Raw genomic sequence first — 24,818 nt, 5'->3', positions numbered from 1 at the left:
CCGGATGAGCGAAGCGACATCCGGGATCGATATGTCCCGCATATCGCTGCGCTCATGCGGGCTACGAACCCAGCCCACGCATCCTACTTGTCCTTGCCCTCTTCGACCTTCTCGACCTTCTCGACCTTCGCGGCAAGATCCGGCACGCGGCTGACGCGATAGGTCGCGTTGCTGCAGGTCAGCGTCCAGGCCTCATTGTCGGGCTTCGAGAGCTTGTCGTCCCGTTCGGCCTTGAGCGGCTTGTCGCAGGCATAACCTTGCGCCCGCAGCTGTACCGCCAGCAGGTCCGGCAAGGTCTGCTCGGCCTGTGCGGTCGATCCCGCCAGGCCGCTGACGAGCAGCGCAGTGAATGCAAATCCCGTAAACCTCATCATGACCGTTCTCCGTATATCTCACCTTTGTTTGATCTAGCGAGGGTGATCCGGCAGCACGAGCCCGAACGTCCTGGTCAAATCCGCCACCTGTTCGGGCGAGAGATAGCGCGGGTTCAGCCCGCGCAGCAGCAGATAGAGTTTGGCGGTTTCCTCCAGCTCCTCGGTCGCGAACACCGCGGCTTCCAGCGTGTCGCCGGAGACGACGGGGCCGTGATTGGCGAGCAGCACCGATGAGTATTTCCCGGCCAGCCCCCTGATCGCGTCGGCAACGGCGGGGTCGCCGGGGCGATAATAGGGCACCAGCGCGGTCTGGCCGCATTTCATGACGTAGTAGGCCGTCATCGGCGGCAGCACGGCGCGTGGGTCGATCTCGGGCAGCATCGAAAGCGCGACCGAATGAGTCGAGTGCAGATGCACCACCGCGCCGGCGCTGGCGCGGGTCTGGTAAAGCGCGGTGTGCAGCGGCACTTCCTTGGTCGGGGCGTCGCCGGAGATGAGGCGGCCGTCGGCGTCGAGCCGCGACATTTTCGCCGGATCGAGGAAACCGAGCGAGGCGTTGGTCGGCGTCACCAGCCAGCCGCCGTCGTCGAGCCGGACGCTGATATTGCCCGAGGAGCCCGGCGTCAGCCCACGCTCGAACAGCGAGCGGCCGAAGCGGCAGATATCCTCACGAAGCTTTGTATCGCTCACCTGGTTTCGCCCCGCCTGATTTCGTCCACCTAGTTTCGTGCGCCTCATTTGGCCTTGGCGCTATCCGTTTTCCGCTTTGTCTCATGCTTTGGCAGCGCGGCCAAGCCGTGATAGGCAAGCAGTAAGCGCGCATGATCCGGAAAGATGGGAAACCGTTCCATGCGCAATCAAGTAAAAATTTGAGGATCGCCGCATGTCCAGTTCCGCAACACCGCACGTCGCTGTCATCGGGCTGGGCTCGATGGGATACGGCATGGCGACCTCGCTCAAGCGCGCCGGTCTTGTGGTGACCGGCTGCGACGTGTCGGCCGATGTCGTCGCGCGCTTCGTGGCCGACGGCGGCAAGGGCGCGAAAACGCCGGCCGAGGCGGCAAAAGGGGCCGACATCGTCGTCAGCGTCGTCGTCAATGCGGCGCAGACCGAAGCCATCCTGTTCGGCAAGGACGGCGCCGCCGAGACCCTGGCCGAGGACGCGGTCTTTATCTCCTCGGCGACCATGGACCCCGATATCGCGCGGCGGCTGGCCAAGCAGCTGGAGGCGACCGGCCGGCATTATCTGGATGCACCGATCTCCGGCGGCGCGCAACGTGCGGCCCAGGGCGAATTGACAATCCTCGCCTCCGGCAGCGCGGCGGCGTTCGCGAAGGCGCGGCCGGCGCTGGATGCGATGGCGGCAAAGCTCTACGAGCTCGGCGATGCCGCAGGGCAGGGCGCCGCCTTCAAGATGATCAACCAGCTGCTGGCCGGTGTGCATATTGCCGCTGCCTCCGAGGCGATCGCCTTTGCCGCCAAACAGGGCCTCGATATCCGCAAGGTCTATGAGGTGATCACGGCCTCCGCGGGCAATTCCTGGATGTTCGAGAACCGCATCCCGCATGTGCTCGACGGCGACTACGCGCCGCGCAGCGCGGTGGAGATTTTCGTCAAGGACCTCGGCATCATCCAGGATATGGCGCGCAATGCGCGCTTCCCGGTGCCGGTCTCGGCCGCGGCGCTGCAGATGTTCCTGATGACATCGGCCGCCGGGATGGGCCGCGACGACGATGCGTCGGTGGCGCGGATGTATGCGCAGGTCACCGGCACCAAGCTTCCCGGCGCGAAATAACAGGATCCCGCGATGCCCCGCTTTGCCGCCAACCTCACCATGATGTTCAACGAGGTCCCGTTCCTCGACCGCTTCGAGGCGGCGGCGAAAGCGGGCTTCACCGCGGTCGAGTTCCTGTTTCCGTACGACCATCCGGCGGAGGAGGTCGGCAAGCGGCTGAAAGGCGCAGGGCTGACGCAGGCGCTGTTCAACCTGCCGCCGGGCGACTGGAACGCCGGCGAGAAGGGATTTGCCGCGCTGCCCGATCGCTTCGCCGATTTGCAAGCGAGCCTGAAGACCGCGCTGCCTTATGCGCAGGCGACCGGCGTCAAGCGCGTGCATCTGATGGCCGGCATCGCCGACCGCAGCGATGCCAGGGCGGTCGCGGCGTTTCGCAAATCGGTCGCGTATGCCGCGGAGTTCTTCGCGCCGCACGGCCTCGACGTCGTGATCGAGCCGATCAATCCGCGCAACGTGCCCGGCTATTTCCTCAACGACTTCATCTTCGCGCGCGACCTGATCAACGAGCTTGATATCGCGAATCTCAAGCTGCAGTTCGACATCTATCACTGCCAGATCATCCATGGCGACGTCACGATGCGGCTGCGCGAGATGATGCCGATCATCGGCCACGTCCAGATCGCCTCGATCCCCTCGCGCAACGAGCCCGACGGCGAGGAGCTGAACTATCCGTTCCTGTTCGACGAGCTGGACCGGCTCGGCTATGGCGGCTTTGTCGGCTGCGAATATAATCCGCGCGGCAAGACCACCGACGGTCTCGCCTGGTTCAAGCCCTATGCCGGAGTGAAGCCGTGACGCGAGCCGGAAACTTGTCACTCGGTTGCATCGCCGACGACTATACCGGCGCCTCCGACCTCGCCAACACGCTGACCCGCGCCGGCCTGCGCACGGTGCAGACCATCGGCGTGCCCGCGGACGATCTCGCGCTGCCCGAGGTCGACGCCGTCGTGGTGTCGCTGAAGAGCCGCTCGATCGAGGCCGGCGTTGCCGTGACGCGTTCGCGCGCCGCGGAGAGCTGGCTGCGCGGCCGCGGCGCCAGGCATATCCTGTTCAAGATCTGCTCAACCTTCGATTCCACCGATGCCGGCAATATCGGTCCGGTGATGGACGCGCTGCGCGCCGACTCCAACGACAATATCGTGCTGGTGACACCGGCTTTCCCGGAAACCGGCCGGACCGTCTATCAGGGCAATCTGTTCGTCGGCTCGGTGCCGCTGAACGAGAGCCCGTTGAAGGACCATCCGCTCAACCCGATGCATGATTCCAATCTGGTCCGCGTGTTGGCGCGCCAGAGCACGACCAGGATCGGCCTGGTCGATCTGGCGACGCTGAGCCGCGGCACGGAGGCCGTTCGCGCAAAGCTCGCCGAGCTTGCGCGCAGCGGCATCGGCGCTGCGATCGTCGACGCGGTGTTCGACCGCGACCTCGAAACCATCGGGCAGGTGGCGCTGGATCACGGTCTCTCGGTCGGCGCCTCCGGCATCGGGCTTGGATTGGCGCGGGCGCTGGTCGCCGCAGGCAAGGCCAAATCGGCTGAAGTGAATGCCGTGACCAGCGCTGCGATCGGCGGGCCGGCCGCCTGCCTCGCCGGCAGTTGCTCGCAGGCGACCCTGCGCCAGATCGCCAGCGCCGAGAAGGTGATGCCGGTCCTGCACCTCGACCCCGAGCGGGTGATCGCCGGCAGGGACGAGGCGCAGCGCGCGCTCGCCTGGGCCAAAGAGCGGCTCGGCACGGGGCCGATCCTGATCGCCAGCAGTTCGACTCCAGATGAGGTGGCTGCTCTGCAATCCCGTCATGGCCGTGATGCAGCCGGACATGCGATCGAGCAGGCGATGGCCGACCTCGCGGAAGGACTGGTGCGGTCCGGCGTGCACAGGCTGGTGGTCGCCGGTGGTGAAACTTCAGGCGCTGTGGTCGATCGCCTGGGCATCCCGGGATTCCTGGTCGGGGCGGAAATCGCTGCGGGCGTGCCGGTTCTGCGCGCGGTCGGTGCTGGAAAAAGCGAGATGGTGCTTGCCCTGAAATCAGGCAATTTCGGCGGGCCGGAGTTCTTCTCGGACGCGCTGGCATTGATGCCTTGATGCGCCCGTTGCGCATCATGTCGGGCTGATGACCGATATCTCCGTAGTTCAACGGTGAACCAAATTAACCCTACTTAAGGAGGGGGGCTGGCTTTGATACCTGCGGCGCACCGCCGCGCCATTAATCTTCTTTCAGTACGAACGGGCCTCGCGAGCCCGGCACCCAAGAGACCCCACGATGTTCGCCAAATTCTCGATCCGCGCCAAGATCATTGCCGCGGTTGCGTTCCTGCTTGTCGCGTTGACGGGCATGGGCCTGCTTGCAGTCTGGAATATGCGGGCGATCAACGCCAGCACCGTCGACATCACGACCAACTGGCTGCCGAGCGTGCGCGTGCTCGGCGAGCTGCGTGCCGGGGTCATCACCTACCGCAACGTGATCCGCGAACACATGCTCTCGGAAACCCTCGAAGAGAAGCTGGCCGCCGAAAAGACCCTCGCCAGCGTCGTCGAGATGAACACAAAGGCCCGCGCCAAGTACGAGCCGATGATCACTTCACCCGAAGAGCGGGCGCTCTACCGGCAGTGGTCCGACACCTGGGACAAGTACCGCAAGGGCACCGAGGAGGTGATGAGCCTGTCGCGCAAGGAAGCCGGCAAGCTTCCGCATGAGGCGCACGAGCTCAACACCAAGGTCGTGAACAAGATCGGTCTCGAGGCGGACGAGATCCTGAACAAGGACATCGATTTCAACAACACCGGTGCCGACAAGGCCGCGCAGGACGCTGCGAACAATTACAGCTCGGCCCTGATCATGGTGGCGGCGATCCTCGGCTTTGCCATCCTGATCGCGGTTGGCGTCAGCCTCTACACGGTCCGCGACATCTCGTCGGGCATTGCCTCGATCGTGAGCCCGATGCAGGCGCTCGGCCGCGGCGACCTGACCGCGGAAGTGCCGCACCGGGGCGAGAAGACCGAGATCGGTGCTATGGCCGACACATTGCAGGTGTTCAAGGAGGCCCTGGTCGCGAAGAAGGCTGCCGATGAGGCCGCCGCCGCCGATGCCGAAGCCAAGATCGAGCGCGGCCGCCGGGTCGATACCATCACCCGCAATTTCGAGCAGATGATCGGTGAGATCGTGCAGACCGTGTCGTCGGCCTCGACCCAGCTCGAAGCCTCGGCCTCTACGCTGTCGTCGACCGCACGGCGTTCGCAGGAGCTGACCACCTCGGTTGCCGCTGCGTCCGAGGAAGCCTCGACCAACGTGCAGTCGGTGGCGTCGGCGACCGAAGAGCTGTCGTCGTCGGTGACCGAGATCAGCCGCCAGGTCCAGGAATCGGCGCGGATGGCGGGCGATGCCGTCGGCCAGGCGCGCACCACCAACGATCGCGTCAGCGAGTTGTCGAAGGCCGCCGCGCGCATCGGCGACGTCGTCGAACTGATCAACACGATTGCCGGCCAGACCAATCTGCTGGCGCTGAACGCCACCATCGAGGCGGCGCGCGCCGGTGAAGCCGGCCGCGGCTTCGCGGTCGTGGCATCCGAGGTGAAGGCGCTGGCCGAGCAGACCGCGAAGGCGACCGGCGAGATCGGCCAGCAGATCGCCGGCATCCAGACCGCGACCCAGGAGTCGGTCGGCGCGATCAAGGAAATCTCGTCGACCATCGAGCGGCTGTCGGAGATCTCCTCCACCATCGCCGCCGCGGTCGAAGAGCAGGGCGCGGCGACGCAAGAGATTTCCCGCAACGTGCAGCAGGCGGCGCAGGGCACCCAGCAGGTCTCGGCCAACATCACCGACGTGCAGCACGGCGCCAACGAAACCGGCTCGGCTTCGACCCAGGTGCTGTCGGCGGCGCAGTCGCTCTCGGGTGACAGCAACCGCCTCAAGCTCGAAGTCGGCAAATTCCTCGACGCCGTCCGCGCCGCCTGACGCCGGCCGAATCTCTGACCATCGAACAATGCCCGGTCGAAAGGCCGGGCATTTTTCTTTGCCTGGATGCGGTGCTCAGTAGTTCCACTGTATGTGTGATTAACGAACCGTAGTTCCGCGCGCGTTAACCTGCTGTGGCGCGACGCGACCACCCGCACAGAATCGCGAAATCCATTCCAAACGAGGCACCGGATGATGTTCCTGGCGAGATTCCGCATTCTCACGAAGATACTGGCGATTGTGGGCGGTCTCTCGATCATCGCCGGGATGCTCGCCTATCTCGGGATCTCCTCGTTGAAATCGCTCAGCGAACGCGGCGTCGTCACCGCGCGCGCTGCGGAACGCGCGTTGCTGTCGGCTGAGGCCAACCAGAACGTGCTCGCGATCAATCGCGCCGAATTCCGCAGCGCGCTCGATCCGCGCGACGAGAACCGGCTTGCGGCGCGATCGCTGATCGATGAGCAGTTCAAGTCGCTCGAGGAGCGCCTCGCCACGATCAGCAAGACGCAGGACCCGCAAACCATCGCGCTGCTGCCCGGCGTGCGATCGGCGCTGTCGGCCTATCGGGCCCAGCTGAAGCAGACGCTTGACACGGTCGAGAGCGCGAAGGCGGTCGACCTGACCCAGTCCGCCGAGAAACTGCGCGACGTCGCGATGAAGAGCCGCGCGGCCGCGGAAGAGCTTCAGGCCAGGGTTCGGGCCGTCGCCGACCGCCAAGACGAGCGGGTCAGGGACAACGTCAAGGCCAGTGAGCAGGAGTACGTATCGACCTCGGAGCTATTGATCCTGCTTGCCGCTTCGGGGGTCCTGCTCGGGTTGCTGTTCGGCTTCGTCGTCGGACAATACGGTGTCGCGAAGCCGATCCGTGCCGTCGTCGCGATGTTGCAGCAGATTGCCGATGGCCAATATGATATCCCGGTGCACGGCACCGATCGCCGCGATGAGGTCGGCGACGTCGCCAAGACCGCGCTTGTGTTCAAGGACAACGGCCTTGCCAAGGTCCGGATGGAGCGCGAGCAGAAGGAAATCGAAGCGCGCGCCGCCGCACAGCGCCGCACCGACATGTTGCAGCTGGCCGATGGGTTTGAGCGCGCGATCGGTGAGATCGTCGAGACCGTCGCATCCGCCTCGACCGAGCTCGAAGCGTCGGCGACCACGCTGACCTCGACCGCCGAGCGTTCGCAAAACCTCGCCACCACCGTCGCCGCGGCGTCGGAGGAAGCCACCACCAACGTCCAGTCGGTGGCGTCCGCAACCGAAGAACTGTCATCCTCCGTCAACGAGATCAGCCGGCAGGTGCAGGAATCGGCGCGGATGGCGGGCGACGCCGTCAACCAGGCCCGTGCGACCAATGACCGGGTCGGGGAGCTGTCGAAGGCTGCCGCCCGGATCGGCGACGTCGTCGAGTTGATCAACACCATCGCCGGCCAGACCAATCTGCTGGCGCTGAACGCCACCATCGAGGCGGCGCGCGCCGGCGATGCCGGACGTGGCTTCGCGGTGGTGGCCTCGGAGGTGAAGGCACTCGCGGAGCAGACCGCAAAGGCGACCGGAGAGATCGGTCAGCAGGTTTCCGGCATCCAGGCTGCGACCGAAGACTCCGTGACCGCGATCCGCGCCATCGGCTCGACCATCGAGCGGCTGTCGGAGATCTCGTCCGCCATTGCCGCCGCGATCGAGGAGCAGGGCGCGGCGACGCAAGAAATATCCCGAAACGTGCAGCAGGCGGCGCAAGGGACCCAACAGGTCTCGGCCAACATTACCGACGTGCAGCACGGCGCCAATGAGACCGGCTCGGCGTCGACCCAGGTGCTGTCGGCGGCGCAGTCGCTCTCGGGCGACAGCAGCCGCCTCAAGCTCGAAGTCGGCAAGTTCCTCAACGCCGTCCGCGCCGCCTGATCCGGCGCCGCCGGCTCGGCCGTACAGACATCGTTGTCGGGGCAACCGATCCCGCCGTGGTGAGCCAGCCGGCTCACCACGCTCTACATTTTCGCAGAGCAGCGATGCGTTAGCCTCGTGACGGCCGAAACGGCGTGCTCGGCCAGCGCATATTCGCAGCAGAGCCGTCTCTTTTTTGACGATGATGCGAGCGCGATCGGCGGCACCGCGTCCGGCGTAGCCGATCGGAGCGCACGGCTTCACGTACTATGCCAAGGAAGTGAAGGCCGCCGCGGCTCCGCCGGTTGGCGTTTTGCCCGTCATCGGGTAAATCGGCCGCTGCGGAACGGCTTTTGCAATGTCGATTCCGCTGCCCGGGGCGGGCTTCATTTCGGGAATGCTGCTTTTATGATCGCACTGGTCCGTATCGCGCTGAGCCGGCCATATACTTTCGTCGTGCTCGCGATCCTGCTCTTGATCATCGGACCGCTGGCGGCGCTGCGCACGCCGACCGACATCTTTCCCGACATCCGTATCCCCGTGATCGGCGTGGTCTGGCAGTACACCGGTCTGCCGCCCGACCAGATGGCCGGCCGCATTACTTCGCCGTTCCAGCGCGCGCTGACCACGACGGTCAACGACATCGAGCACATCACCGCCAACTCGTATAACGGGTTCGGCATCATCAAGATCTTCTTCCAGCCCAACGTCGACATCCGCACCGCCAACGCGCAGGTCACCGCGATTTCGCAGACCCTGCTCAAGCAGATGCCGCCGGGCGCGACGCCGCCGCTGATCCTCAACTACAGCGCCTCGACGGTTCCGATCATCCAGGTCGCATTGTCGGGCGAAGGCCTGACCGAGCAGAACCTCGCCGATATCGGCATCAACCAGCTGCGCACGCCGCTGGTCACAGTGCCTGGCGCCGCGATCCCGTATCCGTTCGGCGGCAAGCAGCGTCAGGTCCAGATCGATCTCAATTCGACAGCGCTGCAGGCGCGCGGCCTCTCGGGCCAGGATGTCGCCAACACGCTCGCGGCACAAAACCTGATCACGCCGGTCGGCACGCAGAAGATCGGCAATTTCGAATACACCGTAAACCTGAACAACTCGCCGCTCCGGATGGAGGAACTCGGCGACCTGCCGATCAAGCAGGTCAACGGCGCAATGGTCTATGTGCGTGACGTCGCCACCGTCCGCGACGGCAACCCGCCGCAGACCAACATCGTCCATGTCGACGGCAACCGTTCGGTGCTGATGATGGTGCTGAAGGCCGGCGCCACCTCGACGCTCGATATCATCTCCGGCATCAAGCAGAAGGTGATCGACGTCAAGGACCAGATGCCGGATGCGCTCAAGATCGGCTTCATCGGCGACCAGTCGGTGTTCGTCCGCGGTGCGATCACCGGCGTCGCTTTCGAAGGCGTGATCGCCGCGCTGCTCACCAGCGTGATGATCCTGTTGTTCCTCGGCAGCTGGCGCTCGACCGTCATCATCGCGGTGTCGATCCCGCTGTCGGTGCTCGGGGCCATCATCATGCTGTCCCTGATCGGCGAGACGCTGAACATCATGACGCTCGGCGGCCTTGCGCTCGCGGTCGGCATCCTGGTCGACGACGCCACGGTGACGATCGAGAACATCAACTACCATCTCGAGCAGGGCAAGCCGGTCGAGCAGTCGATCCTCGACGGCGCCAACCAGATCGTGACGCCGGCCTTCGTCTCGCTGCTCTGTATCTGCATCGTGTTCGTGCCGATGTTCTTTCTGACCGGCGTGGCGCGCTTCCTGTTCGTGCCGATGGCCGAAGCCGTCATGTTCGCGATGATCTGGTCGTTCATCCTGTCGCGCACCTTGGTGCCGACCATGGCGAACTATTTGCTGCAGGCGCATGTCCATCACGAGGGCGCGCCGCCGAAGTCGCGCAATCCCCTGGTCTGGTTCCAGCGCGGCTTCGAGGCGCGGTTCGAGCGCATCCGTGGCGGCTATCGCGGTTTGCTCGAGATGGCGCTCGGCCACCGCAAGGTGTTCGTCGGCGGCTTCCTCGCGGTGGTCGCCGCGTCGTTCGTGCTGGTGCCGTTCCTGGGGCGCAACTTCTTTCCGTCGGTCGATGCCGGCAACATCCTGATGCATGTCCGCACCCAGGTCGGCACCCGCGTCGAGGAGACCGCCAACCAGCTCGCCGACATCCAGAAGGCGATCCGCAAGCTGGTCCCCGGCGAGATCGAGACCATGACCGACAACATCGGCATGCCGATCTCCGGCATCAACATGACCTACAACAACACCGGCGTGATCGGTCCGCAGGACGGCGACATCCAGATCCGCTTGAAGGAAGGCCACAAGCCGACCGAGCAGCATGTCCGCGCGCTGCGTGAGCAATTGCCGCGGCTGTTTCCGGGCACCAGCTTCGCGTTCCTGCCCGCCGACATCGTCAGCCAGATTCTGAACTTCGGCGCGCCGGCGCCGATCGATTTGCAAATCCGCGGCGCCAATCTCGACGCCAACTTCGCCTACGCCAACAAGCTGCTAGCCAAGATCAAGCGCATCCCCGGCATCGCCGACGCGCGGATCCAGCAGTCGCCGAACAATCCGACCTTCAATATCGATGTCGACCGCACCCGCGCGCAATATGTCGGCCTGACCGAACGCGACGTCACCAACTCGCTGGTCGTCAACCTCGCCGGCTCCTCGCAGGTCGCGCCGACCTACTATCTCAATCCCGATAACGGCGTGTCCTATTCGATCGTGATGCAGACGCCGCAATACCAGATCGACTCGCTGAGCGCGCTGCAGACGCTGCCGATCACCGCGACCGGCAACACCCAGGCGCCGATCCTCGGGGGTATCGCCGACATCAAGCGCGCGACCTCGAGCGCGGTGGTGTCGCAATATGACATCCAGTCGCTGGTGCAGATCTACGCCACGACGCAAGGCCGCGATCTCGGCGGCGTCGCGACCGACGTGCGCCAGCTGATTGCCGACACCGCAAAGGAAGTGCCGAAGGGCTCTTCGGTGGTGCTGCTCGGCCAGGTGCAGACCATGAACTCGGCCTTCACCGGCCTGCTGTTCGGCCTGCTCGGCGCGGTCGTCTTGATCTATTTCCTGATCGTGGTGAACTTCCAGTCCTGGTCGGATCCGTTTGTGATCATCACGGCGCTGCCCGCTGCACTTGCCGGCATTGTCTGGATGCTGTTCACGACCCAGACCACGCTGTCGGTTCCGGCGCTCACCGGCGCCATCATGTGCATGGGCGTCGCGACCGCCAACAGCGTGCTCGTGATCAGCTTTGCCCGCGAGCGCTATGAGGAACTTGGCGATCCCGTCGCGGCCGCACTGGAGGCCGGATTTGTCCGCTTCCGCCCGGTGCTGATGACCGCGCTCGCCATGATCATCGGCATGGCGCCGATGGCGCTGGGGCTCGGCGAGGGCGGCGAGCAGAACGCGCCGCTCGGCCGCGCCGTGATCGGCGGCCTGATCTTTGCAACCTTCGCGACGCTGATGTTCGTTCCCGTGGTATTCAGTATGGTACACAAGAAGCAAGGCGCCAAAGCCGTCGCCTCATCGGAGATTCCGCATGCAGCCCACTGAACAGCGCCCACCGGTGTCTCGCCGGAAATTGGGCATATTCGGCGTGGTTGCACTGGTCGGCGCCGGGCTGATCGTCGGCACCGGCATCCGCGCCCGTGAGGAGCAGGACACAAGGCTGAAGGAATGGACCGACGACCAGGCCATTCCGACCGTCGCCGTGGCGCTGCCGAACGCCAAGGCGCTGAGCCCCACGATCGACCTGCCGGGCCGGCTCGAGGCCTATTCCCGTGCACCGATCTTCGCCCGGGTGTCCGGCTATCTCAAGAACTGGGACGCCGACATCGGCGCCCGCGTCAAGGCCGGCCAGGTGATCGCCGAGATCGAGGCGCCCGACCTCGACCAGCAATTGCTGCAGGCGCGCGCCGATCTCGCCAGCGCCCAGGCCTCCGCCAAGCTCTCCGAGGCGACGCTGACCCGGCGCAAGACGCTGGTCGCCTCGAACTTCGTCTCCGCCCAGGAGATCGACGAGCGCACCGCCGACCTCTCCAACAAGAACGGTGCGGTCAGGTCCGGCCAGGCCAATGTCGAGCGGCTGGAAGCGCTCGCCGGCTACAAGAAGATCACGGCGCCGTTCGACGGCGTGGTGACCTCGCGCGACACCGACGTCGGCGCGCTGATCAACGCCGGCGGCAACTCGGGTCCCGCGATGTTCACGATCTCGGACATCACCAAGCTGCGCGTCTACGTCAACGTGCCGCAGAACTACGTTCCGGCGATCAAGATCGGCGCCAAGGCCTCCTTGGTGATGCCGGATTACCCGAACCGCACGTTCCAAGCGACGGTGGAAGCCTCCTCGCAGGCGGTCGATGTCGCCTCCGGCACCACGCGGATGCAACTCGGGCTCGACAATTCCTCCGGCGAGCTGATGCCGGGCAGCTATGCCAGCGTGAAGCTCAATTTGCAGCGCGAGGCCGCGCCGCTCAGCATTCCCGCCAGCGCGCTGATCTTCAACAGCAACGGCCTGCGGGTCGCAACCGTCAGCCCCGATGACAAGGTGCTGTTCAAGACCGTCAAGATCGGCCGCGACCTCGGCAAGGAGATCGAGATCGCCTCGGGCCTCGCGCCCGACGACCGCATCATCACCGCTCCGCCGGACGGCCTCGCCGACGGCGATCGTGTCCGCGTCACCGGTGCCGGTGCCAAGAGCAAGCCAACGACGGCGTCCGAAAAGCAGGATGTGAAGGGGTAAGTCTTTCGTAGCCCGGATGAAGCGAAGCGAAATCCGGGGCAGGTCCATCAGCGGACAGAGTGATCCCGGATTGCGCAGCGCTCCATCCGGGCTACGCACTAAGAGCGAGCTTCGCTCGTCTCGACCCCGCAAGAGCGGGGCGAGGGACTTTTGCACCGCCCCCGCGGCAAGAGTTCTTACGCCACCCTCCATTCCAACATGCCGTCAGCGGCCGTGACGATGTCGCCGAGCGTGCCGACCGGCGTGCGGTCCATATCCTGCAGATGCGTCAGCGTCGCCGCGTCGCTTGCCGGGATGCGGCCGAGCGTGCGCCTTCCGTCTTCGGTGCGCAGCATGGTGACGCCGTGCTCGACCTCGCCATTGGCGCGATAGATCACGGTGAAGGCCTCGACCTTGCCCTTGCCGCGGGCCTCGGTCGTGAATTGGGGCGCCGTGCCGCGATGCCGGTCGGCCTCCGCTTGTACGCTGATGTCCTGCGCAAGCGCGGCCTTCGGCGCCACGCGCGACAACACGAGGCCGTGGTGCTTGGTGACGAAGCCGCCCTGGCCGTAGAGCAAGCCGAGCTTCCCGCCGTTTCTCAGTTTACGCACCATCGCGCAAGCCGCATGCGTCATGTAGGTGGCGAGCGGCGCACCGAAGAAGGTCAGGCCGCCGGTCACCGTCGGCTGCACGTCGCGGCCCAGGCCCAGGGTCCGGCGCGCCATCTTCGGCACGCAGGGGAAGCAGCTATAGAGCTCGATCGCGTCGAACTTCCGGCCGTCGCCTTCGACGAGGTCCATCACAGTCTTCAGCACCGCGGTCTGCGCGTGGCTTTCGACGAACTGGTCGCGGATCAGATAGTCGCGCGGCTCTTCGGCGTAGCCACCGCCGAGCGGATAGACCAGCTTGTCTTCCGGCACGCCGGCGGCACGCGCCTTGGCGAGGCTGGTCAGGATCAGCGCGCCGCCCATGTTCACCATCGGGTTCGCCACCATCAATTTTGTGTAGGGCCAGGCGATCATCCGGTTGTCCGGCGTCGGCGTCGTGATCTGCTCGCCGCTGAAGCGCTTCTTGAGCCATGAGTTCGGATTGTAGGCCGCGACGCGCGCATAGGTCGACCACAGATCGCCGGACTCCTTCAGCGCCTCGCGCGGGGTCTGCCCCCAATGCGCAGATGTTGCGGATTCATAGAGCGGATAGACCGTAATCGGCCTAAACACGCCGAGCGTCACGGCCATCGGCTTCTGGAACGCGGCACCGCGTTTCGGCTCCTCGACGTCATGTGCGAACGGCGTCCAGGGCAGCTCCACGCCGGCGCGCTGCGCTTTCGTCGCGGTCGACTGCGCCTCGGCACCACAGACTGCGGCGACGCTGCATTCGCCGCGCATGATGCGCAGCGCCGCCTCGTGCACAAAGCGGATCGGGCTTTCGCCGCTGATCGGACCGTAACCAAGATGCGCGGGTGCGATGCCGAGACGTTGCGCAAGCTGCTGCTCCGGGTCGCGGTAGCGCCAGCTCATGAAGTTGACGACGTCGAGCGATTGCACGTCGGGGAGCAGCTTGGCGCCGCTGTCGGCCTCGGCGCGCTTCAGCGCCTCTTCCAGCAGGGCAAGCGGCTCGAGGCCTGCGGCGATGTCCTTGGGACGATCGACGATCTCACCGACGCCGACGATGACGGGGATGCGGTCTTCGGGGATGCTGTTCGACATTCTTGTTGCTTCACTCTGAGGTATTGGGCTCGATAGTTGTTCTAGGCGTCATTGCGAGCGAAGCGAAGCAATCCATATCTCGACCCGGGGAGAGGTGGATTGCTTCGTCGCTTCGCTCCTCGCAATGACGGTTGTGCTGTTGTGCTACTCCGCCACCAGCGTGTTCATGTGCTCGACGGCTTCGACGAAATCTTCCTTGAACTCCTGCACCACGGCGCCCGCCGACTTCACGCTGTCGACCAGGCCGACGCCCTGGCCGACGAAATAGCTGACGAGATCGCGCGCCTTCTCGTTGCCGGCGGCAGCGGCGCGGTCGATGGCGTTGAAGGCGTCGCGGCTGATGATGCTTTGCAGCGGCATCGGCAGCGCGCCGGGGCTGTCCGGCGAGCGGTCCCAGGCGTCGGTCCAGACCGAGCGGAGCTGCCGCGCCGGCTTGCCGGTGCGGCCCTTCGAGCGGATGGCGTCGCGCGAGGAGGCCGCGATCATCTTCTCGCGGAATATCTCCGAGGTCTCCGACTCCACGGTCGCAAGCCACACCGAGCCGGTCCAGGCGCCGGCGGCGCCCATCGCCATGCAGGCCGCCATCTGGCTGCCGGTCATGATGCCGCCGGCGGCGAGCACCGGCACGTCGTGGATCTTCCTGACCGCCTTGATCACCTCGGGCACCAGCACCATGGTCGAGACTTCGCCGCAATGGCCGCCAGCCTCGGTGCCTTGCGCGACCAGAATGTCGACACCGGCCGCGACCTGGCGCAGCGCATGCTCCTTGGAGCCGACCAGCGCCGCCACCGGCACACCGTGCTTGCGGCCCATCTCGATCATCGCCTTCGGCGGCACGCCGAGCGCGTTGGCGATCAGCCGGATCGGATGGCGGAACGAGACCTCGAGCAATTGCAGCGCAGTCTCGGCATCGAACGGCTGCGGCTGGTTGTCGGCAACGCTCTGCGCCGTGAGCTCGATGTTGTATTTCTTGAGCAGATTGCGGGTGAAATCGCGATGCTCCTGCGAGACCCGTTTCTCGAGGCTCTTCCAGGTGACGTTCTTCTCACCCGCGGTCGAGATATTCTCGGGGATCAGCACGTCGATGCCGTAGGGCTTGCCGTCGACGTGATCGTCGATCCATTTCAATTCCTGCTCCAGCGTCTCCGGCAAGTACCGGGTCGCGCCGAACACGCCGAAGCCGCCGGCGCGGCTGACCGCCGCTACCACGTCGCGGCAATGGCTGAAAGCCAGCAGAGGGAATTCAATTCCCAGCATGTCGCAGATCGGTGATTTCATGGACTGGTTTTCTCCCGGCAGCCGTTTTTTGTGCTTGTTGGCATCAGGCTTCCGCGACGCTAGCGCATCATGGATGGTCAAGCCAAGCTGGTTTCCGCTACGGCGATCTTGCGTGCAGGCGCTGCTCTGGCTGCATCCCTCGCTGTGCATTCCGCAAGGTAGAAAATGCGATCGCGCGGGGTGGGCAAAGCGCAGTGTGCGCACCATCTAGTGCGGACATGGGATGGATCCGGCGGCCGCCGCGCCACCTTGGAAGAACATGAACCGGGAGCCAACGACGTGTCTGACACCTCTGCCTACGAGCCACCGAAAGTCTGGACCTGGAACAAGGAGAGCGGCGGACGCTTCGCCAGCATCAACCGGCCGATCGCCGGTCCGACCCATGACAAGGAATTGCCGGTCGGCCGTCATCCGCTGCAGCTGTACTCGCTGGCGACGCCGAACGGCGTCAAGGTCACCGTGATGCTGGAAGAGCTGCTCGCGGCGGGTCACAAGGGCGCGGAATACGACGCCTGGCTGATCAAGATCGACGGCAACCAGTTCGGCAGCGGCTTCGTTGCGGTCAATCCGAATTCGAAGATCCCGGCGCTGATGGACCGCAGCGGACCGGAGCCGATCCGGGTGTTCGAGTCGGGCTCGATCCTGGTCTACCTCGCGGAAAAGTTCGGCGCGTTCCTGCCGAGCGATGTGAAGACCCGCGCGGAAACCTTCTCGTGGCTGTTCTGGCAGATGGGCTCGGCGCCCTATCTCGGCGGCGGCTTCGGGCACTTCTATGCCTATGCGCCGACCAAGATCGAATACGCCATCGATCGCTTTGCGATGGAGGTCAAGCGGCAGCTCGACGTGCTCGACCGCAGGCTCGCCGACAACGAATATCTTGCGGGTGATGTCTACACCATCGCCGACATGGCGGTGTGGCCGTGGTACGGCAGCCTCGCCAAGGGCCTGCTTTACGGCGGCGGCGAATTCCTCTCGGTGCAGGATTACAAGAACGTGCAGCGCTGGACCGACGCGATCGCGGCGCGGCCCGCGGTGAAGCGCGGCCGCATGGTCAACCGCACCTGGGGCGAGCCGTCGAGCCAGCTCCAGGAGCGCCATGACGCCGGCGATTTCGAGACCAGGACGCAGGACAAGATCGGCGATCAGGCGGCGTCGTGACAAAACTGGTCATGGCCGGGCTTGTCCCGGCCATCCACGTCTTTCATTCCACGTGATGCAAAGACGTGGATGCCCGGCACAAGGCCGGGCATGACGGAGTGAGACGCTGCGCTAACCCGCCCTACGCATCGGCGCGTCACCCCAGCAGATCGTCGTACTCCGGATGCTTCTTCATGAAGCCCTGAATGAACTCGCACTTCACGACGAGCTTGATGTTCTGCGCGCGGACGGCGTCGAGCGTCGCGCGGGCGAGTTTTGAGCCGATGCCGCGGCCGCCGAGCTCAGGCGGCACCACGGTATGCACCAGCGTGATCGTATCCGGCGTCTTGCGGTAGACCACGAAGGCGGTGGTGCCATCGACGTCAAGTTCGAACCGGCTCTGTGCCGGGTTGTCGCGGAATGCTTCGCTCATTGTCTTGTCCTATTTCTTCCTTGCGCCTTCGGGTGCGGGAAACACCACGCGGTCGTCGGTGCGGCAGTAGCGGTCGGCGAACATGCGGCCGATCGGGTGGTAGCGCTCCATGTGGACGCGCATCGCGTCACGATCCCACAATTCGTCGCGGATGTGGAAGTGGATGCCTTCGCCCATGATCAACTGGCGGTCGCCGTTGACGTCGATCAGCTTCCAGGTCTTGCACTCCATCGCGAAAGGCGCGTCGGCAAGCCGGGGCACCGCGATCCTGCTGGAGGGCGCGAGCTTCAGCCCGAGATAGTCGGGCTCGCCGATCTCGGGCGGGAAATCGCCCGAAGTCTCGTGCATCGCGCGCGCGAGTGGCTCGTCGGTCAGGTTGACCACGAACTCGCCGAGGCGCTGGATGTTGATCATAGTGTCCTTCTCGCGGCCATCCGGCCTGCGGTTGACCGCGAACATGCAGAGCGGCGGGTCTTCGCAGAATACGTTGAAGAACGAGAACGGCGCCCCATTGACCACGCCATCCGCGTTTTGGCTTGTTACCCATGCGATCGGTCGCGGCAGCACGAAGGAGGTCAGCACCTTGTAGCGTTCGCGCTGGGTGAGGTCGCTTGCGGCGTATTCCATGCGGTTGTCCGGAACTTTGGTGGGCGGGTAGCGAAGCGTAATCCGCCGCGTGCGGCTCGGAAAGCAAAAGGCGGGTTACACTCGCGTGAACCCGCCCTTGCAGATTTGGTCTCTTGCACTCTTGCCTCGCCCCGCTTGCGGCAGGCGCACGCATATGGCTACCGCCACGTCCCATAGCGCGGGTGAGGCGCGCCGCGCAATTTCCGAATAATAGAATAATGCCGCTGATTTGCCCGACATGTCAAGTTGTCATGTCGAATGCCGGCGCGCCGCCGGCTACTTTGCATGGGGTTGTTTTCGATATTTTCGCAGTGCGCCCCTCTCCCTGCAAAGCGCGGGGAGAGGGAGGAGTGGAAACTACGTCATGCTCAGCTCGTGGCGGCCGACCACCATCCAGTGCACCTCGTCCGGACCGTCGGCGAAGCGCAGATGGCGGACGTCCTGGTACATTTCGCCGAGCGGCGACCATTGCGAGATGCCGGTGGCGCCGTGCATCTGGATCGCCTGGTCGATCACCTTGCAGGCGCGCTCGGGCACCATGGCCTTGACCATCGAGACCCAGACGCGGGCTTCCTTGTTGCCGAGCACGTCCATCGCCTTGGCCGCCTTCAAAACCATCAGGCGCATCGCCTCGATCTCGCAGCGCGCCTGGGCGATGATCTGCATGTTGCCGCCGAGATGGGCGATCTTCTTGCCGAACGCTTCGCGGGTGAGGCCGCGCTGCACCATCATGTCGAGCGCCTTCTCGGCCTTGCCGATGGTGCGCATGCAGTGATGGATGCGGCCCGGTCCGAGGCGGACCTGCGAGATCTCGAAGCCGCGGCCTTCGCCGAGCAGCATGTTCTCCTTCGGCACCTTCACATTGTTGAAGCGCAGATGCATGTGGCCGCGCGGCGCATGGTCATGGCCGAACACGTGCATCGGGCCCAGGATCTCGACGCCGGGGGTGTCGATCGGCACCAGGATCTGCGACTGCTGCTTGCTCGGCGCCGCGTCGGGATTGGTCTTCACCATCACGATCATGATCTTGCAGCGCGGATCGCCGGCGCCGGAGATGTAATACTTTTCGCCGTTGATCACCCACTCGTCGCCGACCAGCTTTGCGGTGGTCGAGATATTCTTGGCGTCGGAGGAGGCGACGTTCGGCTCGGTCATCGCATAGGCCGAGCGGATCTCGCCGTTGAGCAGCGGCTTCAGCCACTTCTCCTTCTGTGCCTTGGTGCCGACGCGCTCCAGCACCTCCATGTTGCCGGTATCAGGCGCCGAGCAGTTCATCGTCTCGGAGGCCAGCGGGCTCTTGCCGAGCTCGGCGGCGATATAGGCGTAGTCGAGGTTGTTGAGGCCGTCGCCGGTTTCGGCGTCGGGCAGGAAGAAGTTCCAGAGACCGACTTCCTTGGCCTTGTCCTTGGCCTTCTGCAGGATCGCGAGCTGCTCCGCCGTAAAGCTCCAGCGGTCGGTCTTCTTCTCGCCGGCGCGATAGAACTCGACCGACATCGGGTCGACTGTGTCGCGGATGAACTGCTTCACATGGTCGTAGAGCGGACGGACCTTTTCCGACATGCGGAGGTCGTTGAGCTCGTCGCCCGGATTGAGCGTGTAGTTCGTGGTGCGCGGCACATAGGCATGCTTCATTTGTCGTTTCTCCCGTCGCGAAGGCGCGTTTCGCGGCGGACAATAAACGCGTGCGACGCGAAGCGCGAGTACCGATTTTCCGATCATCCCTACCGCATCGCGGAATATCGCGACGGCGTTTCAAACGTTGTTTGAACGCCGCCGCGTACAGCGTGAGAGATTCCGGCGGATGCCGATTAGGTCATCCGATGCATGGCGCAGATCTTGTTGCCGTCGAGGTCGCGCAAATAGGCGAGGTAGAGCTTGATGCCATTGCCCTCGCGTACGCCCGGCGGATCCTCGCAGGGCTTGCCGCCATTGGCGACGCCGGCCGCGTGCCAGGCATGGACCTGCTCCGGCGAAGAGCAGGCGAAGCCGATCGTGCCGCCATTGGCGTGCGTCGCCGGTTCGCCGTTGATCGGCTTGGAAACCATGAAAATGCCGGCCTTGGTGAGGTACATAATGCGGTGACCGTCGACCCGGGCCGGCCGGACATCGAGCGTGCCGAGCAGCGCATCATAAAACGCCTTGGCCTTGTCCAGATCGTTGGTGCCAACCATCACGTGTGAAAACATCTGAAATATCCTCCCTGTTTGTCGACGAAAGACGCCTTGTTGCGTGCTTGCCGCTCGAACGCTTAGCAGCAGTTTTGCCGCGACGGAAGCGACGCTGCGTCGCGTGCGGTTCTGATGCGGACCACTCTCGTCATTCCGGGGCGAGCGAAGCGAGAGCCCGGCAACTACGTCCCACCCACATCTGTCATCGCCCGGCTCGACCGGGCGATCCAGTACGCCGAGGCTTCTCGGTTCAAGCAGCGCTGTCTCTGGAATACTGGATCACCCGCATGCGCGGGTGATGACACCGAACAAGCTGTTTGACAGATTGAATCGAGGACGATCCTCGCTGTCGTCCCAGCGATGGCCGGGACCCCAAATGCTCATTGTTGCGCGATGCTGGGGCCAGAACCTTCTTTAACAACTCAACCCTGTGGCTATGGGTCCCTGCTTTCGCAGGGACGACACCGGTGATGCGGCAAGAGCCAGGCTAGAACGCCGTATACCCGCCGTCGATCACGAAGCAATCCGCTGTATGATAGGACGACGCCTTGCTCATGAGGTAGACGGCGATGCCGCCGAAATCGCTCGGTTCGCCGAAGCGGCGTACCGGGATGCGCGGCATCACATTGGCGACGAACTTGTCGTTGGCCATGATGCCGGCGGTCATGTCGCTCTTGATCCAGCCGGGCAGGATCGCATTCGCGGTGACGCCATGACGCGCAAGCTCGACGCCGAGCGCGCGGCACAGCGCGTTCAGGGCGGCCTTGGTGCCGGCATAGTGCTCGTTGCGCGCGGTGCCGAACAGCGAGGCGAGGCTCGAGGTCGCCACCAGCCGGCCGAACTTGTCGCCGGCCTCGGCGCGCTCGGTCATGTGGCGTGCCGCAGCCTGGAATACGTGAAACACGCCGTCGAGATTGGTCGCGAACATCCTGCGCCATTCCTCCTCGGTGCGGTCGATGAAGGAGCGGCGTCCGCCGCCGCCGATGCCGGCATTGGCGAAGCAGCCGTCGACGCGGCCGAAGGTGTCGAGCGTCGCCTTCATCGCGGTCTTGACCGAGCCGGGATCGGTGACGTCGCAGAATTGGGTTGCGACCTTGCCGGGGCCGGCCTTCATCGAGGCCGCGGCGTTGGCGTTTTTTTCCGCGTTGCGGCCCCAGATCGCGACGTTGCAGCCGGCGGCGTTCAACGCCTGCGCGATGCCGAGGCCGATGCCGCCATTGCCGCCAGTGATGACAGCGACGCGGCCGGTGAGATCGAAGATGCCACTCATTGGGGTTTCCATTTGGTTTGGTGCGCGCTAATCACGCGTTCACGGATGGGCTTGCCGCCGACCATGGACAAGCCCGGCACAAAAATCAAATATGGGTCGAAGCATCGACCTACTGCGGTACCAACCGCCGCAGCAACGTAAAGAGGAAACCATGCAGTTCAAACACGTCACGCTCGACTTCGACGGATCGGTCGCGATCCTGAAACTCGACCATCAGGAAGTCATGAACGCGGTCTCGATCGACATGCTGGGCGGCCTTGCCGAGGCGCTCGATGCGATCGACGACAAGCGCGACGAGGTGCGCTGCCTGGTGATCACCGGTGCGGGCCGCGCCTTCTGCACCGGCGCCAATCTGCAGGGCCGCAATCAGCAGCAGAAGCCCGGCAAGAGCAACGCCGGCGCAGCACTGGAGACCGCGTTCCATCCGTTCCTGCGCCGATTGCGTAAGCTGCACTGTCCGATCGTGACGGCGGTGAACGGGCCGGCTGCCGGCGCCGGCATGAGCTTCGCACTGATGGGCGACCTCATCCTGTGCGCGCGCTCGTCCTATTTCCTGCAGGCGTTCCGCCGGATCGGCCTGGTGCCGGATTGCGGCTCGACCTGGCTGCTGCCGCGGCTGATCGGCAAGGCGCGCTCGGTCGAGCTGTCGCTGCTCGGCGAGCGGCTGCCGGCCGAGAAGGCGCTGGAATGGGGCCTCGTCAACCGCGTCTATGACGATGGCGCGCTGATGGAGGAGACCATGAAGCTGGCACACGATCTGGCCAACGGCCCCACCGTCGCGCTGTCGCTGATCCGCAAGCTCTACTGGGACAGCCCGGAGAATTCATTCGAGGAGCAGCTCAACCAGGAATTCGAGTCGCAGCGGATCGCCGGCAGCGCCGAGGATTTCAAGGAAGGTGTCACCGCGTTCCTCGAGAAGCGGCCGGCGAAGTTCAAGGGCAAATGATCGAGACCGAACTCACCCACTGCGTCGCCTCGTTTCATCCTGGCGCGACCGGCGTCACCGGCGCCGCAAAGCTCTCCGGCGGCGCCAGCCAGGAGACCTGGACGTTCGACATCGTGCACCCGAACGGCACGATCGGCGCGATCCTGCGCCGCGCGCCGCCGGGCTACGGTGCCGCGCCCGGCCGCGCCGCCGGCCTCGATGCCGAGGCCTCGCTGATGCAGCTCGCGCATGACGCGGGCCTGCCGTCGCCGAAGGTGATGCATGTGTTGACGCCGGAGGATGGCCTTGGCCGCGGCTTCATCATGGCGCGGGTTGAAGGCGAGACCATCGCGCGGAAAATTTTGCGCGACGAGGAATTTGCCAAGGCGCGGCCGATGCTGGCGCGCCAGCTCGGCCGCGTCATTGCCGGCATTCACGGCTTGCCGCAGGCAAAACTGCCGCAGCTGCGCAGCCTGACAGCGACCAAGGAGATCGAAGATCTCGCCCGTGAATATCACAGCTTCAACTGGCCGCGGCCGGTGTTCGAACTGGCGCTGCGCTGGCTGCGCGATCACGATCCCGGTCCGTCGTCCGAGGTGACGTTGGTGCACGGCGATTTCCGCCACGGCAATCTGATCATCGGCCCCGACGGGGTGCGCGCGGTGCTCGACTGGGAGCTCGCGCATACCGGCGATCCCATGGAGGATCTCGGCTGGATCTGCGTCAATTCGTGGCGCTTCGGCGAGATCGACAAGCCGGTCGGCGGCTTCGGCTCTCGTGAGGATCTGTTCGCAGGCTATGAAGAAACCGGCCGCAAAGCCGACCCCGACCGCGTGATGTTCTGGGAAGTGATGGGCACGCTGCGCTGGGGCGTGATGTGCTGCGGCATGATGCAGCGCTTCCGCCTGGGCCCCGATCACTCGATGGAGCGCGCGATGATCGGGCGCCGCGCGTCGGAGACCGAGATCGATCTGCTTAGGTTACTCGTACCGCGCGCATGATCCCGAAAAGTGGCATCCGGTTTTCGGAATCGATCATGCGCAAAAGAAAGAGCAAATGAGATGCAGGACGAACCGACACCCACCGAACTGATCAAGGCGGTCGCCGATTTCCTGCGCAACGAGATCGCGCCTGCAATCAAGGGGCACAACAGCTTCAAGCTGCGCGTCGGTATCAACGCGCTCGATCTGGTGACGCGGCAGCTCGCGCTCGCCGAGGCCGGCAATGCGACCGAGGCCGCGCGGCTGAAGGCGCTGCTCGGCGCGGATGGCACGCTGATGGAGCTCAACCGCGTGCTGTCGGAGAAGATCGCAAGCGGGGAGGTCGATCTGACAACGCAAGGGTTATCGGAGCATCTCTGGCAGACCACGATGGACAAGCTGGCCGTCGATCAGCCGAACTACGCGTCCTACAAGAGGGAGTTGGGGAATAGGTAGGATGGGTAGAGCGAAGCGAAACCCATTGCGACACACGGATGGCGCTGATGGGTATCGCTGCGTTCAACAGGCCGCAATACATCCGACGTCGTCCCGGCGAAGGCCGGGACCCATTACCACGAATATCGATTGTTGCGCACTGCCGGAACGACGGTCCCGTTCACAACACTGGGCGCGGAGTATGGGTCCCGGCCTGCGCCGGGACGACGAGTGGAGAGAGCGTTTACCGTCCCAGCCACTTCGGCGGGCGCTTCTCCGAGAACGCCTTCGGGCCCTCGATGTAATCCTGCGAAGCGGCCATCGCCTTCACCGCCGGATAGTCGCGCTGCTCGGCCAGCGCCTGCTCGAGCGAGACTTCGAGGCCCTTCTGGATCGCCTGCTTGGAGGCGCGGATCGACATCGGCGAGTTCTTGGCGATGGTCTCGGCCCAGCGCTCGGCGGCGGCCAGCGCCTCGCCCTGCGGCACCACCTCGTTGACGAAGCCGAGCTCGAGGCCTTCCTTGGCGCTGACATGGCGCGCGGTCAGGATCATGCCCATGGCGCGCTTCAGCCCGATCTGGCGCGGCAAGCGGTGGACTCCGCCGGCAAGCGCCGCGAGGCCGACGCGCGGCTCGGGCAGGGCGAAGGTGGCATTCTCCGACGCAATGATCAGGTCGCAGGCCAGCGCGATCTCGAACCCGCCGCCCATTGCGACGCCGTTGACGGCGGCGATGATCGGCTTGTCGCAGTCGAAGCGGCTGGTCAGCCCGGCGAAGCCGCCCTTGTCCCAGCCGCGCTTGCCGCCCGCGGCCTGCCATTTCAGGTCGTTGCCCGCGCAGAACGCCTTGTCGCCGGCGCCGGTGACGATCGCGACCCACTGCTCGGGGTCGGCGGAGAACTCGTCGAACACCTTGTTGAGCTCGAAATGCGCGTCGATATGCAGCGCATTGTAAACCTCGGGCCGCGACAGCGTCACGATGGTGATGGGACCCTTGCGCGTCACCTTGGAGAATTTCAGATCCATGTTTGCTCCCGTCGATTTTCTGCGGCGAAGAATATGGCCACTATCCTACCGCCTGCGCCTCGTTCCGCGCCATCCAAT

The 24,818-nt window shown here is 64.8% G+C and carries 21 protein-coding genes; 11 read left to right on the top strand and 10 right to left on the bottom strand.

The window, feature by feature from the left end; translation table 11 throughout:
• Positions 1-83: 83 nt before the first annotated feature.
• Both AAFG07_RS28955 and AAFG07_RS28950 read right to left on the bottom strand, forming a co-directional pair.
• On the bottom strand, positions 84-374 hold the full coding sequence (locus tag AAFG07_RS28955; protein WP_342723192.1) for a hypothetical protein: 291 nt from the start codon (positions 372-374) through the stop codon (positions 84-86).
• Between the two features lie 33 nt (positions 375-407).
• The gene (locus AAFG07_RS28950; RefSeq protein ID WP_342723191.1) at positions 408-1,064 is read right to left on the bottom strand and encodes an aldolase; all 657 of its coding nucleotides are present in this window, start codon (positions 1,062-1,064) and stop codon (positions 408-410) included.
• 193 nt (positions 1,065-1,257) lie between these two features.
• Here AAFG07_RS28950 and ltnD point away from each other — a divergent pair, with 193 nt between their 5' ends.
• From ltnD to AAFG07_RS28915, 7 genes are all read left to right on the top strand, one after another.
• Positions 1,258-2,169: an L-threonate dehydrogenase gene (gene ltnD / locus AAFG07_RS28945; protein ID WP_342723190.1), complete on the top strand. Its 912-nt coding sequence runs from the start codon at positions 1,258-1,260 to the stop codon at positions 2,167-2,169.
• A gap of 12 nt (positions 2,170-2,181) precedes the next feature.
• Positions 2,182-2,964 carry a 2-oxo-tetronate isomerase gene (gene otnI, locus AAFG07_RS28940; protein WP_342723189.1) on the top strand — a complete coding sequence of 261 codons (783 nt, stop codon included), beginning with the start codon at positions 2,182-2,184 and terminating at the stop codon, positions 2,962-2,964.
• A complete protein-coding gene (gene otnK, locus AAFG07_RS28935) occupies positions 2,961-4,250 on the top strand; it encodes a 3-oxo-tetronate kinase (protein WP_342723188.1) in 1,290 nt (429 codons plus the stop codon). Before otnI ends, otnK begins: the two co-directional genes overlap by 4 nt.
• Before the next feature lie 178 nt (positions 4,251-4,428).
• Positions 4,429-6,120 (top strand): methyl-accepting chemotaxis protein, encoded by a 1,692-nt coding sequence (locus AAFG07_RS28930; protein ID WP_342723187.1) that lies wholly within the window; start codon positions 4,429-4,431, stop codon positions 6,118-6,120.
• 192 nt (positions 6,121-6,312) lie between these two features.
• On the top strand, positions 6,313-8,019 hold the full coding sequence (locus tag AAFG07_RS28925) for a methyl-accepting chemotaxis protein (RefSeq protein WP_342723186.1): 1,707 nt from the start codon (positions 6,313-6,315) through the stop codon (positions 8,017-8,019).
• Between the two features lie 387 nt (positions 8,020-8,406).
• Complete coding sequence (locus tag AAFG07_RS28920) at positions 8,407-11,586, top strand: efflux RND transporter permease subunit (RefSeq protein WP_342723185.1); 3,180 nt, start codon at positions 8,407-8,409, stop codon at positions 11,584-11,586.
• Positions 11,573-12,775 (top strand): efflux RND transporter periplasmic adaptor subunit, encoded by a 1,203-nt coding sequence (locus AAFG07_RS28915; RefSeq protein ID WP_342723184.1) that lies wholly within the window; start codon positions 11,573-11,575, stop codon positions 12,773-12,775. Before AAFG07_RS28920 ends, AAFG07_RS28915 begins: the two co-directional genes overlap by 14 nt.
• Before the next feature lie 176 nt (positions 12,776-12,951).
• Here AAFG07_RS28915 and AAFG07_RS28910 read toward each other — a convergent pair whose 3' ends face one another.
• The gene (locus tag AAFG07_RS28910; protein WP_342723183.1) at positions 12,952-14,463 is read right to left on the bottom strand and encodes an acetyl-CoA acetyltransferase; all 1,512 of its coding nucleotides are present in this window, start codon (positions 14,461-14,463) and stop codon (positions 12,952-12,954) included.
• A gap of 144 nt (positions 14,464-14,607) precedes the next feature.
• Positions 14,608-15,741, bottom strand: a complete 1,134-nt coding sequence (locus AAFG07_RS28905; protein ID WP_342723182.1) for a nitronate monooxygenase — start codon at positions 15,739-15,741, stop codon at positions 14,608-14,610.
• 279 nt (positions 15,742-16,020) lie between these two features.
• On the opposite strand from AAFG07_RS28905, the gene yghU reads away from it, so the two are divergent.
• Positions 16,021-16,899, top strand: coding sequence for a glutathione-dependent disulfide-bond oxidoreductase (yghU, locus tag AAFG07_RS28900; RefSeq protein ID WP_342723180.1), 879 nt, complete (start codon positions 16,021-16,023; stop codon positions 16,897-16,899).
• Between the two features lie 136 nt (positions 16,900-17,035).
• Here yghU and AAFG07_RS28895 read toward each other — a convergent pair whose 3' ends face one another.
• The 5 genes from AAFG07_RS28895 to AAFG07_RS28875 form a co-directional block, all read right to left on the bottom strand.
• Positions 17,036-17,311, bottom strand: a complete 276-nt coding sequence (locus tag AAFG07_RS28895) for a GNAT family N-acetyltransferase (protein ID WP_342723179.1) — start codon at positions 17,309-17,311, stop codon at positions 17,036-17,038.
• Positions 17,312-17,320: 9 nt separating this feature from the next.
• Positions 17,321-17,938, bottom strand: coding sequence for a flavin reductase family protein (locus tag AAFG07_RS28890; protein WP_342723178.1), 618 nt, complete (start codon positions 17,936-17,938; stop codon positions 17,321-17,323).
• A gap of 357 nt (positions 17,939-18,295) precedes the next feature.
• Entirely contained in the window at positions 18,296-19,570 is a 1,275-nt protein-coding gene (locus AAFG07_RS28885) for an acyl-CoA dehydrogenase family protein (protein ID WP_342723177.1), read from the bottom strand.
• A 176-nt stretch (positions 19,571-19,746) separates the two neighbouring features.
• Positions 19,747-20,124, bottom strand: coding sequence for a VOC family protein (locus tag AAFG07_RS28880; RefSeq protein ID WP_342723176.1), 378 nt, complete (start codon positions 20,122-20,124; stop codon positions 19,747-19,749).
• A gap of 469 nt (positions 20,125-20,593) precedes the next feature.
• Positions 20,594-21,376, bottom strand: coding sequence for an SDR family oxidoreductase (locus AAFG07_RS28875; protein WP_092125065.1), 783 nt, complete (start codon positions 21,374-21,376; stop codon positions 20,594-20,596).
• A gap of 151 nt (positions 21,377-21,527) precedes the next feature.
• Between AAFG07_RS28875 and AAFG07_RS28870 the strand changes: the two genes are divergently transcribed.
• Genes AAFG07_RS28870 through AAFG07_RS28860 form a run of 3 tightly spaced genes read left to right on the top strand, consistent with a single transcriptional unit; the run spans position 21,528 to position 23,737 of the window.
• Complete coding sequence (locus AAFG07_RS28870) at positions 21,528-22,322, top strand: enoyl-CoA hydratase/isomerase (protein WP_342723175.1); 795 nt, start codon at positions 21,528-21,530, stop codon at positions 22,320-22,322.
• Positions 22,319-23,302: a phosphotransferase family protein gene (locus AAFG07_RS28865; RefSeq protein ID WP_342723174.1), complete on the top strand. Its 984-nt coding sequence runs from the start codon at positions 22,319-22,321 to the stop codon at positions 23,300-23,302. The genes AAFG07_RS28870 and AAFG07_RS28865 overlap by 4 nt, the downstream gene beginning before the upstream one ends.
• A gap of 60 nt (positions 23,303-23,362) precedes the next feature.
• Positions 23,363-23,737 (top strand): DUF6285 domain-containing protein, encoded by a 375-nt coding sequence (locus tag AAFG07_RS28860; protein WP_342723173.1) that lies wholly within the window; start codon positions 23,363-23,365, stop codon positions 23,735-23,737.
• A gap of 223 nt (positions 23,738-23,960) precedes the next feature.
• Here AAFG07_RS28860 and AAFG07_RS28855 read toward each other — a convergent pair whose 3' ends face one another.
• Positions 23,961-24,740, bottom strand: coding sequence for an enoyl-CoA hydratase-related protein (locus tag AAFG07_RS28855; protein WP_342723172.1), 780 nt, complete (start codon positions 24,738-24,740; stop codon positions 23,961-23,963).
• Positions 24,741-24,818 lie beyond the last annotated feature (78 nt).

Origin of the sequence: Bradyrhizobium sp. B097, assembly GCF_038957035.1 — a bacterium.
Lineage (GTDB): Bacteria > Pseudomonadota > Alphaproteobacteria > Rhizobiales > Xanthobacteraceae > Bradyrhizobium.
Note: the sequence above shows the minus strand (reverse complement) of the source record. Positions and strands in the feature narration are given on the sequence as shown.